We start from the raw sequence: 13,333 nt of genomic DNA on the forward strand, positions 1-13,333 counted from the left end.
TCCACCTTAATAAATTTGTTCTCTTTATTTTTAATAATTATTATAAGAAATAATCCAATCAAGAACTCTACTATAACTCTTTGTTCCATCTTTAACTCCATTTGACTTCAAATGTAAATCATTCACCCAATCATTTATCTTCTCTAATCCCACATCATACTTATTCCAATAATCTGTATAATTTTTCAAATCCCTCTTCACATCATCTGAAAGTTTCTCATTAAGCTTTTTTAAAAGCTCGGGATTTTCCTTTCGTAAAGCAGATGTTGTAAATCTTATAGCAAATATATTACTTGAGTATTGGAAATCTAGATCTGGATGTTTTGTACATAATACATATGCTATGAAATTCGCCTCATCCTCCTGAGCATATCCCCTTTGGTGTGCCATTTCATGTATAGTTACAAAAGGCATTACTGTGTAGGGCATCTTGGTATCCACAGCTGGTTGTCCAGTATAAGGCCAATAAATACCTCCTAATTGAATGTACCTAACAAAATCTGATATGAAATATTTAGGTGATCCATAATCACCATCTAATGTAGGATAGTTTTGAGATGCTAACTTATACCCTAGCTCTGCTCTCTTAAAAATGTCTTTATATCCACCTGATACTGTCATTACATTTTTCTCGTCTACCTCAACTTCTTTTCTCAGCCTATTAAGCTCATATACTGTATGTTCATGCAACTTTACTAATTCACTTTGAGTGTATTCTCTTTTTTCAATTCCAATAGCTTCTCCAAATGATATTCTATTATAATTCAGTCCCCACAAAACTATGAATAAAAAATAAAGTACAGAAAAAACAGCACCTGCATTTAATATAAATCTTAATAGCAACTTAAACCTATACTTGCGTTTTTTCATCATATTTATTACAGTATAAACAATATATCCTGTTGCTCCTAACACAATAACCAATATAAATACTTCATATAATGAAAAAGGAATTATATTTGTTATTTTGCTTAATATTTCTATGGTAGCTTTATTAATTTTTATTGAGTATATTTCTTCTGTTAATTGTGGATCTAATGCCGATATATATTTTAATATCAATGCAATTGGAAATAATCCTATTAAAAAAAATCTAAAATCTACTTTCTTCACGCCTATAGTTTTGTTTTCTAACTTTAAATTTTTCATGCTTCTCCCCCCATTCTGTCACAACTTATTCCTCCTGATAATTTTACCATTATTAATAATATTAAACAATATATGGAGTGGGGTCATACCCCCACCCAAAAACTGTATGGGGGTCTGACCCCACTCCGTACTTGACAAACACATTCTATGAGTATAAAATTACTTGATGCAAATAATACATATATAATAATGAAGTTAAGGAGATTTATATGACAAATACTTTTGAAACTCTAGGATTAAGTCCTAAATTAATAGACGGTTTAAAAAAATCATCAATCACAACTCCAACAGAAATCCAAAGCAAAGTTATCTCATTAGCTATTGAAAACAATGATATTATTGGAGAATCAATGACTGGAAGTGGTAAAACATTAGCTTATTTACTTCCAATATTCCAAAGAATAGATCCAACAAAAAAAGACTTACAATCAATCATCTTAGCTCCAACACATGAATTAGTTCAACAAATTAAAAATGAAATTGAACTACTTGCTAAGAATTCTGATATACCAGTAAAATCTGCTGCCATAATCGGTGAAGTAAATATTAAAAGACAAGTTGAAGCTTTGAAGAACAAACCTCATATTGTTGTTGGCTCAACTGGTAGAATCCTTGAATTGATTGGAATGAAGAAATTAAAACCTCATAATGTTAAAACTATCGTAATTGATGAGTGTGACAGAATGCTTGATGAAAATAATATTAATAATGTTAAAGCAGTGATAAAAACAACACTTAGAGATCGTCAACTTATGGCTTTCTCAGCATCTATAAATGAGGCAAGTGTTAAAGAAGCTAGAGAACTGATGAAATCTCCAAAAGAGATATTTGTTAAATCTTCACTAGAAGCTACTACAATAGAACATACATATATTCCTACTGAACACAGAAAGAAATTTATAACACTTAGAAAAGCAATATATGCTTCAAAGATGAAAAAATCAATAGTGTTCATTAATAAAAATGAACTAATTCAGGATATTACAACTCAATTGAAACACCATAACTTTAAAGTTGTTTCCCTATTTGGAAATGCATCAAAAGAAGATAGAAAAACAGCATTAAATAGTCTTAGAACTGGGAAAGCCAATATTCTTGTATCATCAGATTTAGCAGCTAGGGGACTTGATGTAAAGGGACTAACTCATGTTTTCAATCTTGATATTCCTGAAGATATCAAAGAGTATGTTCATAGAGCTGGAAGAACAGGTCGTGCAGGAAAATCTGGTATGGTTATTTCAATCTCAACAGAAGGAGAAATAGCTCGATTAAACAAAATCTCTAAAAAATTCAATATTAAGATAGATAAAAAATCACTTTCTGAAGGAAAAATTGTTGATAAAACACCTAAAAAGACTTCTGGTAGTTTCAAAAAAGGTGCTGATTCCAAGAAACCTAATCATGTTAAGAAAACGTCTGGTTCTGAAAAGACAGGGAAAAACAAAAATACTTCTAATTCTAAAAGACCACATAACTTTAAGAAAACAAAAGATCTTAATAATAAATAATTAACATATCTCTATAATTATATAATTCTTTAGTATCTTAATATATATGTGTAGAACATATACTCATTTTATGCTATAATAAAAAAGCTTTTCCAAAAATAAAATCCTTGGTATTTGCCAAGGATTTTATTTTTTTACTCATAGAAAATTATAAATTTAAAAGCTTTAGATAGTTTTTTGCTTAAATAAATTTTCTAGTGTAGGTGACTTCTATAGAGTAAAAAATGAAGGGGTTGTAGGGGAAGTATTCCCCTGTCGGTTTAAGGAGGGGGCTCAGCAACGTTAGTTGCGTCGAGGGGAACCACAGGGTTCCATAGCGAAGCACGTGAAACGTGCCTTCTTTAGTTATCTGTATATAATATTTATTATTTATAAACACGCCTTTAAAACTTATCCACATTTTTAAAGTTCGCATACTCTTAATTGTGCATAACTTATGCTTTTATTAGAGTAATTGTGGATATTTTCAGAATTTTTTTTTAATTTAGTTGATTATACAAAATTTTAGATAGTTTTTAACTCAATTCTCTTTTAATTTGTATTACTTTTAACATTATATTTCTCCAAATTTTTAACATCCTTTTTACGGCCAACTAAATAAATTCCTTCATGTCTTTGTCCTTATTTATTCAAATAATAGCTTAATAAAATCTTTTTGTTCCGCATCAATATTCTTTCCATCTAGTGCCATATGGAATAAAACCTCATCACTTGCCCATAATCCTCCAATATCCAATAACATATGATTGGCACATTTTTTTAGCATCTCAAATTGTATATCTAAATCATTTGTGCTATACAACTGATTTATTATATTAAATAGTTCAGGATCATTATCTTTAATATAGTTAAGATGGACTTTGGGCTTTCCTATTTCTAAATTTTTTATTCTTGCATAACATTCTAAATACCAATTAAAAGAAGAGAATATAAAATACTTAGAATATAATTCGTTTTCATGTAATCTGTATTGTAATTTATCTATGATATGTTTAGAAATAAATCTAAACATATTGTTTTCAAAATCAGATAAATCTTCTGGTACTTTCCAAGTTGTTTTTATACTCTCTAAAATATTTTTAGTTATACCATCTCTATCAAAGATTATTGTACAATTTAGATGTACTAATAGAAATGGATTAGATGGAGCCTCTGATGAAAAATCATCAACGGATAAAATCATACAATCTACTGGTATTCCTGCAATATGAAAATGTAGCCCCGTAAAGTTATTCGAAATTGGCTTATTAAAGATAACAGTTAAATCGTAATCTCCCCCAATACTCATGTCCTTATATGTTCTACCACCGTATTCCACAATTCCAACAATATCTTTTTTCTTCTTTAAGTGTTCGATAAAACTTTCAATGTCATCAAATGAGTTTGTATCCTTTAACATGTGCTTACCCCCTAACAAATTAAAAAATCGTTACTTTGTAAAGTAATTGCCAATCGATTATTAAATTTGAATATTATTCCATTATATAGTAATTATATTTATTTGCCAATAAACAAACTTGTACACTTTCTTAATTTCTGCATATTTATATACTAAGCACTTATTTAAATTTTTATTGAAGTAGGAATCTATAATCATCTTAATATTAAATAACTTTAAGATAAGGAGTTGTATTTATGAAAATTGCAATTTTTAGAGGTCATAATACAATATACAATACTGGTGCTGTAGGCATAAGAAAAGAGGATGACTTAATAAATGAAGTAGCTTTTAAAGTAATCGATAAACTTAAAAATTTTGGACAAGATGTCATCGACTGTACTCCTACTGAAGCTGAATTTAAATATATTAAATCTACTACTGATAGTTTAAGTTTAAGATGTAAAAAAGCTAATACTGCTAATGTTGATATGGTAGTATCAATTCATTTTAATGCTTATAATGGCCAAGCACATGGAACAGAAGTACTTTATGTAAGTGAAAAAGGTAAAGATTTAGCACAGCCTATTCAGAATGAAATAGTTAAATTAGGTTACACAAATAGAGGGGTTAAGAAAAGAACTAATCTTTATGTATTGAATTATACTATAGCACCTGCTATTTTAATTGAATGCTGCTTTTGTGATTCAAATATAGATATGAATCTATATGATTCTGATAAAATTGCCACTGCAATAGTACAAGGATTACTTCATGTAGAAGGAAAATTCATATTAACAGAACCAACAGCTACTAAATCACAAATTGATGAATGGGCTGATGAAAGGTTTTTAGATGGTTCTTATAAAGAATTGCTAGATATTTATTGGACAGAATGTACAGCAAAAGAAATCAATCCTGTTATCCCATTTGCTCAAATGTGTTATGAAACAGGTTTTCTTTATAAAATTTCTAGTACAGCTGGAATAGACGCTTCATATCACAACCCTTGTGGTTTAAAAACATCCCAAGGTGGAAGTGATACTTCATCATCAGCTCATAAAAAATTTAAGAATTGGTCAGAAGGTATAACTGCTCACTTAGATCATTTATCACTATATTTAGGATTAGAAGGATACCCTAAAGCTTATTCCCCTGATCCTAGACATTTCAGTTGGTTGAAGGGGAAAGTCAAAGTTGTGGAGGACTTAGGAAGCACATGGACTAATTCCTCAACCTATTCTGATACGCTTTTAAAGTTCATAAAAGAAATTGAGGACACAATCGTTGAAGAAAATAATTGCTCCGAAGAATTAAAAGAATTAAAAGTTAAATATTCTAAACTAGAAAATCAAATTAAAACATTACTAGAAGAACAGGATAATCTAAAAAAACAAAATCAAACCTTAAAAGATGAAAAAGAAAATTTAATTACTTTAGGAAACAAATATAAAGCACTTTTAATAGAAATAGCTCGTTATGTCAAAGAAAAAACAGATGTTCTTAATAAATAATAAATCTAAAAACTATCCACGCCTAGGCTCAAATCGAAATTATTTTTATAATAAAAAGACTCAATTCATATCAATCTCTTGAATTGGGCCTTTTTTATATAATTATATGTTATTAATTAAAATTTTCTTCAGACATGAATAATTTATCCTAATATTTTCTAAGATTCTGTAGTACAATTACACTTCCATTTATCTGAGCTATCTTTTAAAACAGATATCAATTCTGCTAAATCCTGAATACTTAATCCAACTTCATTATAAAAACTTAATTGTTCATTTAGCACTTTATTTATGGAATGTATTGTGCTATCATTCTTTTGAGTAGTTACCAAAATATCACTCATTATATTAGCAATAGTCTCTGAAATTCTAGATTGATCGCTTGATGAACTAGATATCCTTCTAATTTCATCTGTTATTATCTCTGTTCGTTCTAATATTGTTTTAAATTCTTCGGCTATATCCTTGGATTTCTTAACACTTATATCCATAATATGTTGATCTTTTCTAATTATTCTATCTGCGTAATTTGCCTTGTCTTGAATTTCATTAATTAATAAACTTATTTTAGATATAGATTCATTACTTTTTACTGCTAATTTCTTAATTTCCTCTGTAACTACAGTAAAACCTTTCCCACGTTCTCCTGCTCTTGCTGCTTCAATTGCAGCATTTAATGAAAGTAAATTTGTCTGTTCGGAAATACCTTTTATAATGGAACCTATTTCTCCAATATGTTCTGATGAAACTTTTAGTGCTATTATAGCTTCAAAGACTTCGTCCATAGATTCTTTTGATTTATTATTTGCTTCTAAAACATCGCTTATTTCTCTTTTTCCAATACTTACTGAATTCAAAATTTCCTTACTACTTTCAAAAGCATTTTGTGATTTTTGCGAAATCACTTGTGTATTACTAGCCATTTCTTGAATACTTGCTGTGACTTCTTCTATATTTCCAGCATTAGCACTCGAAAAATGTGTTAACTCATTTAAATCATTAGTAATTTCATGTATTCCATCAAAAGCCCGTGTTCCAGATATTGCTAGTTCATCTACTGCTACTGATAAATTCGAAAAATAATCCTTGTTTTTTAATATTAAATTATTCATTTTATCTAGGAATACGTTTATTAAAATTGCTATTTCCCCTATTTCATCCTTATTATCTATATTAATTTTTCCCGTTAGCTTTCCTTTAAGAGTGTCTTTTAACACATTATTAATTTCATTTATTGAATTAACTATACATTTTACTAAATCTACTAATATAATTATATTAATCAAAGTTGATAATATCATGAATACTCCTATGATATTATTAAACCTTACTCTCTCTATTATTTGTGTTGCAATAAAAAAAACTTGTGAAACCAATAATAAAACAGTCATTGTTAATACTATTAGAATCTTATTTTTAATTTTTATTTTCTTTAAATAACTCATTACCATATCACCACTATATCTTTAGTATTTAGTTCATTATACCTACTGACTTTTCATTATTAAATATCTAATAAAACAAATTGGATATACAATATTTATTCGGCACTTTCTATAAATATACCAAGATAGAAAGTGCCGAATAATTCATTTAGTTAATAAATCTACTTCTCTGCCTTTTTTGATTTACTAGTATCCTCATTTTTCACTTCTTCTTGCTCTACTATTTCTACTCCACAACTACACCCTCCTGAGTTTCCAAATAGTTTTCTTAAAATTGACTTTTTCTCTTCTTTTGCCATTTATATTTCCTCCTTTAATTCATATTTATATAACAAATAGATTAAACATATATCCTGAAATTGTAGCTACTAGGAAAACTGATACCACAAAAGCAACAACCATTTTTTTCTTAAATATTGTGTTTAGTAATGTTACTTCTGGTATACTTGCTCCTGCACCTCCAATAATTAGAGCCATTATTGCACCAATACTCATACCTGATGCATTAAGCGCTTTTGCTATTGGAATCATAGTTTCAGTCCTAACATACATAGGAACACCAATTACTGCTGAAACAGGTACTGCAAATAAATTTTCTGGTCCTGCAACCTTTGAAATAAAGCTCTCAGGTACAAACCCATAAATGAATGCTCCAATTCCTGCTCCCACAAATAAGAATGGTAACACTTTTAAAAATAATGAAAATGTATCTTTTAATGCTAATTTAAACACCTTAGCATGCCTTTCTCCCTTTGTTCCAGAAATAACATCATATGTTATTTCTTCATCTGATGCTCCTTTAATAGCAACATTTTTTATCTGATCTTCCATACCCATTTTTTCTAGTATTATTCCAGCTAATACTGCAAATATGAAAGTAAAAATTGCATAAATTACTGTAGTTTTAACTCCAAAGAACTTTATAAAAAGTATAATAATCATTGGATTTAATATTGGTGATGATATTAAAAATGAGATTGTCCCGCCAAAAGGTGCTCCACTTTTAAATAGTCCAACTAAAATTGGTATTGTTGAACATGAACAAAATGGTGTTATTGCTCCTAATGCTGCTCCAAAAATATTTTGAAACCCTTTTTTAGGCTTTGTTAAAACCTTCTTTATTGTTTCTTTTGAAATATATCTCTGAAGCAGTGCTACCAGAAAACTAATTCCAATAAATAATGCAATAAGCTCTCCCATAATAAGCTTAAAGAAATCTAAAGCAACTGTTAAATTATTTACTTCAAACATAATCATATCCCTCTCTTTTCATTTGATTTATTGTGACTATAGGTTTATTATAATTTATATACAAAAAAAGAAAAGTACGCACTTTTAAGTTACTAGTTACTTTTTAGATACTATAAATCAAAAAAACAGTGAAAAGGAGTTCATATTATGGATATTAACAAAGGTTTAATTGAGACTTTGACTAGCTCAGAATGTGGAATAGAATTTACTTTATCCCAAATGGGTGGAAAGTGGAAACCCCTTATATTATGGTTTTTAGCAAAGAAAGGAACAAAAAGATATGGTGAAATCAAACGTTTCATACCGACTGTCACGAATAAGATGTTAAGTCAACAATTGAAAGAGTTAGCATGTGATGAACTTATCCACCGTAAAGATTATCAAGTAATCCCTCCCAAAGTAGAATATAGTATTACAGAAAAAGGCGAAACCTTAGTTCCAATGTTAGATTTTATGTGTTCCTGGGGATATGAAAATAATAAATAACAAATAAAGGATGTGCTTACACACATCCTTTTACTTCTTTCTGCTTCTTCTTAGTCAATGAATTAAAAACTAAATCATAAGAAATATCAATTAATTTTTTTATAAAGCCTTCATCTAATTGTCCATCTAAATATACCGTATTCCAATTATCTTTATTCATGTGATAACCAGGTTTGATTTCTTCGAACATTGAACGAAATTCATGTATTTCTTCCTTTGAATATTTCAAATTAATACTTGACCTTTCTGGCTCATGTATATTTATAAGTCCAAACATTTTATCTCCAACCTTAAAAACTGGAACCGCAATCTTAAAGGGAGTATCCTCACTAGCTCCTGGTTTACTTAAAAAATATTCTCTAACCTTTTCTATGTCCATATGTATCACTCCTTGGCTCTATATAATTTCTGAATTTACAAATCTTTAATAATAATTATAGCATACTCCTAAATTAATACACTTATTTTAAAAAAATGAGTCATATCCACTAAGTGGATATGACCTTTATATTCTTTGCTTTAACAGTAATCCCTATAATCACATTTTGTCCAATATGCAACTTTATCATAGTTAACAAAAATCTTTTTACCTTTTTTACTTTTAAGAATTATAGTTTTCCTATTGCATTTGCATACTATTCCAACAAGATATCCACATAAGCACATGCAATCTTTTCCACATTCAACACAAAGCTTTACGAATGGCTTTCTACAACATTTGTCATCTCTTTTGCAGCAATCTTTTTCATCATAATCATAATCATCGTAACAATTTTTGCCCATTAAATCTTTATCTTCAAACATTTAGTTATCCTCCCTAAATTAGGTTTATCTTTTGAATAATTTTTTTATCTTTCTCTTTATATTATGATATTTACCTTTGATTTGTTACATTAAATGACATAAAAAATACTGTCACTTATCTAAGCGACAGTACTACATTATCTTTACTGTTTATTTTTCTCTATAAATCTTAGTACAGTATCATACATTTCAACTGTGTATAGATTCCTTTGAAAAAAAATTTCTTGGTTATATTTTATTATTTAGTTTTGAAATTTATTTCTATATCCTTCTGGTACACATCTCCATCAGCTGCTTTTATTAATCCTTTTGGTACAAATAATGTATACTTAGTATTTGAATCTAAAGGTCTGCTTGGTATAATTAAGAAATTATCTTTAGCAGTTATTCCAGGTTGAGTTTTTTTTATTTTAATTCTAACACCATTTTCATCTTTTAAAATAATTTTACCTACCTCATAACATCTAACAGTATCTTTTGCAAACACTAAGTCCATATAATTATACTTCATTTTATAATCTTGTTGATTTTGGTTTGGAACTGTTTGGCTTAACAAAAAGTTTGATTTTACTGTGATATTTGCCTTTATCACATTATCACATCCGTCTATTTCTCCTTCACAAACATACTCGCCAACTTTCTTAATATCTAATTGATTAGTCGTCCAATTTATTTTTTCCATACCTGTAGTTCCATCACTATATTTAACCTTAAGCTTTTTAGGCAGACTATACTCATCTCCAACATATAAACTTACGTTTATATCTTTAACTGAAACTACTTTAGGAAACACTATTAATTTTAAGGTAACTTTTTCATTATATCCCCTAACATTACCCACATAAGTAAAAGTTCCCATCTCATTTGTAAGGATTTCTTCATCCCATCGAACTGGAACATTTACTTTTTCTCCATTTTCTAATATTGCTTCAACCACTCTAGGAGCTTCATACTCATTATTATAATAAGTGAAATCCCATAATTGAATTACATTTTTTATCCTATAAGAAATTTTAAATTTAAATTCATAATCTTCTTTCAAGCCATTTTCAGTTCTCTTTACAACTAATGTATACTCCTCTAAAGGTGAATATCCTCCTTCTGGTGGATATATTAAGATTTTCTTTTCTTCTTTAATCTCTAAGGAAACATTTATTATTTTATCTTTAGAATCTTTTACAATAATATTTTCTAGTACACCCTCTGGAACAGCTTTATTAAAAACTATTGTCCATATTTTATCACTTTTAACTACAGCTTTTTCATGATTTTCTTCTGCTAGTGTATTAACAATCATAATGTTCATAATAAACATTGTCAGTAATAAAATCCTTATAATCTTCTTCATCTTATCCCCTTCATCTAAATTATTTTATTACATTTTTACCATAATACTCCTAATAAAATTATACTCTTAATATGTATATTAATTCAATGATTTATAAAAAAAACTGTAGTAAATTTGTTTTCACAAAATATACTACAGTCTTCTTCTTTATTATTTCAATAATAACTTATCAAGTTCATTTTCAAATACAGGTTTAGAAAAAATATAACCCTGAATTTTATCACAATTTTGTTCCTTTAAAATCTCTAATTGTTCTATATTTTCCACGCCCTCAGCAACTACATTAAAATTTAACTTTTTTGCAACTGAAATTATCCCTCCAACTATTAACTTTTCTTTTTGATTTGTATGTATTTCATCTATAAAAGATTTATCAATTTTGAGAATATCAATAGGTAGCTTAATAATATAGTTAAAAGATGAATATCCTGTTCCAAAATCATCTAAAGCAATTTTAATACCAAGCGCTCTTAATTCTTCAATTTTCTTTATATTTGGAGCTAATGATTCCATTAGAATACTTTCTGTAATTTCCAAGGTTAGAAGCTTTGGATCTAAATCAATTTCATTTAAGATATTCTTTACTGAACCTATAAAATTAGGAGATTTTAACTGAACACTAGAAACATTAACTGATATTGAAAAATCCTTAATTCCTTTAACCTGAATATTCTTTATTTTTTTACATGCTTCCCTTAAAATTAGTTCCCCTATAGGTATAATAAGTCCCGTTTCCTCAGCTAAAGGTATAAATTCATTTGGTGGAATTAACCCCTTTTCAGGATGCCTCCACCTTACTAGTGCCTCTGCTCCTGTAAAACTATCACTTTTTAAATCCTTCTGTAACTGATAGGCAATAATAAATTCTTTATTTTTAATAGCTTCATACATGCTCTTTTCTAGTAATACTCTCTGAATAATTTCCTCATTCATACTTTTATTAAAAACTATACATCTATTCTTACCTAGTTCTTTTGCTTTGTTCATAGCTATTTCTGCGAACATAAAAATTTCTTCAAAACTCTTACCATGGTCTGGAAATACTGTTATTCCACTGCTTGCACTAATAAAAAACTCATGATTCATAACTTTAATTTTCTTACTAAGAACTTGTAAAATTTTATTAGCTAAGCTTTTAACATCATTAATATTTTCAATATCGTATAGTAAAACTATAAATTCATCACCACTGTATCTACTAAAAATACTATTAGTTGGGAGACAAGATTTAATTCTTTCACTAATAACCTTTAGAAAAAAGTCGCCTTGAACATGCCCTATCAAATCATTAACATATTTGAAATCATCTATGTCTATAACTAGTACTGCATGTTTTTCACCCTTTTCAAACCCTTCATTTTCAAGCTCATCTACTTTTTTAGAAATATATGCTTTATTATGTACCCCCGTTACCTCATCATAATATGCTACATAATTAATTCTTTCCTCATTCTTTTTTCTCTCTGTAATATTTGTATGAAATCCCGTAATTTTATAGGGTACTCCCTTTTCATCAAATAATGCCTTCCCTCTATCATATATCCATACATATTCACCAGAATTATTTTTAATCCTATATTCACATATATATTGCTCTGTTTCCCCTGTTAGATGTTCACTCATTTTATTCTTCAAATTCTTAAAATCTTCAACATGAATATGTGAAGTCCACACTTCAGATTGTTTATATTCATCCACATTATAAATTCCAAGAAAGCTCATTGATCTCGCCGAAATAAATATTCTATCTTTTTTTAAGTCATATTCCCATAATCCATCGTTTGCTCCATCAATAGCTAGTCTGTACCTTTCATCTGCCTCTGCTAGTTCAATCTGTGTTGTTTCATAATAACATATAACCATGCCTATCCCTATCAATAAAAACAATATACAATGAATCAAATACCATATTAACACAGAATTCAAAAACATATTTGTAAATAAATCAATAATATATATTGCTCCAAGAAAAAAACTACTCACTCCAGATATATACTTTCCAATTTGTGCATTCTTAAAAAAAATAAAAACTATAAAGCTTATAGCTATCATAAAAAATGCAAATACAATGGATGAAAAACCTCCATCTGAGTCTAAAAGAAAAATGTCAAAACTTAATATGCATATAAAAGGAATTGTAATACCTATTATATATTTTGAATACTTTAAAATTTTATTTTTCAAAAAAACATAAAGTCCATAAACTAATAATAACTTACCTAGCAATAATAATATATTACCTATTATATTTCCACCTGTAAATTCATCTTGCATTTCTAATAAAAAATCTAATGTGTATACAAAACATGCCATTGAAAAATAAAAAAAACTTTTCATTTTATTTTTTTTATAAAGATAGAAAAAGAGAACTGCTAATAAAAGACTGCTTATTTCTAAAAAAATTAATCCTATCATTTGTTCATTCATATAATACTCCTTAATATTCATAT

The 13,333-nt window shown here is 28.1% G+C and carries 12 protein-coding genes; 3 read left to right on the plus strand and 9 right to left on the minus strand.

Annotation, left to right across the window (positions count from 1 at the left end; translation table 11 throughout):
* Nucleotides 1–30 precede the first annotated feature (30 nt).
* Nucleotides 31–1,149 (minus strand): DUF3810 domain-containing protein, encoded by a 1,119-nt coding sequence (locus KDK92_RS17975; protein WP_250860772.1) that lies wholly within the window; start codon nt 1,147–1,149, stop codon nt 31–33.
* 209 nt (nt 1,150–1,358) lie between these two features.
* Between KDK92_RS17975 and KDK92_RS17980 the strand changes: the two genes are divergently transcribed.
* Nucleotides 1,359–2,657 (plus strand): DEAD/DEAH box helicase, encoded by a 1,299-nt coding sequence (locus tag KDK92_RS17980; RefSeq protein ID WP_250860773.1) that lies wholly within the window; start codon nt 1,359–1,361, stop codon nt 2,655–2,657.
* Between the two features lie 625 nt (nt 2,658–3,282).
* On the opposite strand, the gene KDK92_RS17985 is transcribed toward KDK92_RS17980, so the two are convergent.
* Entirely contained in the window at nt 3,283–4,056 is a 774-nt protein-coding gene (locus KDK92_RS17985) for a hypothetical protein (RefSeq protein ID WP_250860774.1), read from the minus strand.
* 236 nt (nt 4,057–4,292) lie between these two features.
* On the opposite strand from KDK92_RS17985, the gene KDK92_RS17990 reads away from it, so the two are divergent.
* Nucleotides 4,293–5,549, plus strand: coding sequence for an N-acetylmuramoyl-L-alanine amidase (locus KDK92_RS17990; protein ID WP_250860775.1), 1,257 nt, complete (start codon nt 4,293–4,295; stop codon nt 5,547–5,549).
* A gap of 158 nt (nt 5,550–5,707) precedes the next feature.
* On the opposite strand, the gene KDK92_RS17995 is transcribed toward KDK92_RS17990, so the two are convergent.
* From KDK92_RS17995 to KDK92_RS18005, 3 genes are all read right to left on the minus strand, one after another.
* Nucleotides 5,708–6,994 (minus strand): methyl-accepting chemotaxis protein, encoded by a 1,287-nt coding sequence (locus KDK92_RS17995; protein ID WP_250860776.1) that lies wholly within the window; start codon nt 6,992–6,994, stop codon nt 5,708–5,710.
* Between the two features lie 161 nt (nt 6,995–7,155).
* A complete protein-coding gene (locus tag KDK92_RS18000; protein WP_250860777.1) occupies nt 7,156–7,293 on the minus strand; it encodes a hypothetical protein in 138 nt (45 codons plus the stop codon).
* A 25-nt stretch (nt 7,294–7,318) separates the two neighbouring features.
* A complete protein-coding gene (locus tag KDK92_RS18005) occupies nt 7,319–8,245 on the minus strand; it encodes a permease (RefSeq protein WP_250860778.1) in 927 nt (308 codons plus the stop codon).
* Between the two features lie 147 nt (nt 8,246–8,392).
* Between KDK92_RS18005 and KDK92_RS18010 the strand changes: the two genes are divergently transcribed.
* On the plus strand, nt 8,393–8,731 hold the full coding sequence (locus tag KDK92_RS18010) for a winged helix-turn-helix transcriptional regulator (RefSeq protein WP_250860779.1): 339 nt from the start codon (nt 8,393–8,395) through the stop codon (nt 8,729–8,731).
* Nucleotides 8,732–8,747: 16 nt separating this feature from the next.
* On the opposite strand, the gene KDK92_RS18015 is transcribed toward KDK92_RS18010, so the two are convergent.
* From KDK92_RS18015 to KDK92_RS18030, 4 genes are all read right to left on the minus strand, one after another.
* A complete protein-coding gene (locus tag KDK92_RS18015) occupies nt 8,748–9,110 on the minus strand; it encodes an MmcQ/YjbR family DNA-binding protein (protein ID WP_250860780.1) in 363 nt (120 codons plus the stop codon).
* Nucleotides 9,111–9,250: 140 nt separating this feature from the next.
* Nucleotides 9,251–9,535, minus strand: a complete 285-nt coding sequence (locus tag KDK92_RS18020; protein WP_250860781.1) for a hypothetical protein — start codon at nt 9,533–9,535, stop codon at nt 9,251–9,253.
* Nucleotides 9,536–9,773: 238 nt separating this feature from the next.
* Nucleotides 9,774–10,883, minus strand: a complete 1,110-nt coding sequence (locus tag KDK92_RS18025) for an Ig-like domain-containing protein (RefSeq protein ID WP_250860782.1) — start codon at nt 10,881–10,883, stop codon at nt 9,774–9,776.
* Between the two features lie 150 nt (nt 10,884–11,033).
* A complete protein-coding gene (locus tag KDK92_RS18030) occupies nt 11,034–13,331 on the minus strand; it encodes a putative bifunctional diguanylate cyclase/phosphodiesterase (RefSeq protein ID WP_250860783.1) in 2,298 nt (765 codons plus the stop codon).
* Nucleotides 13,332–13,333 lie beyond the last annotated feature (2 nt).

Source organism: Oceanirhabdus seepicola (assembly GCF_023684385.1).
GTDB classification, from domain to species: domain Bacteria; phylum Bacillota; class Clostridia; order Clostridiales; family Clostridiaceae; genus Oceanirhabdus; species Oceanirhabdus seepicola.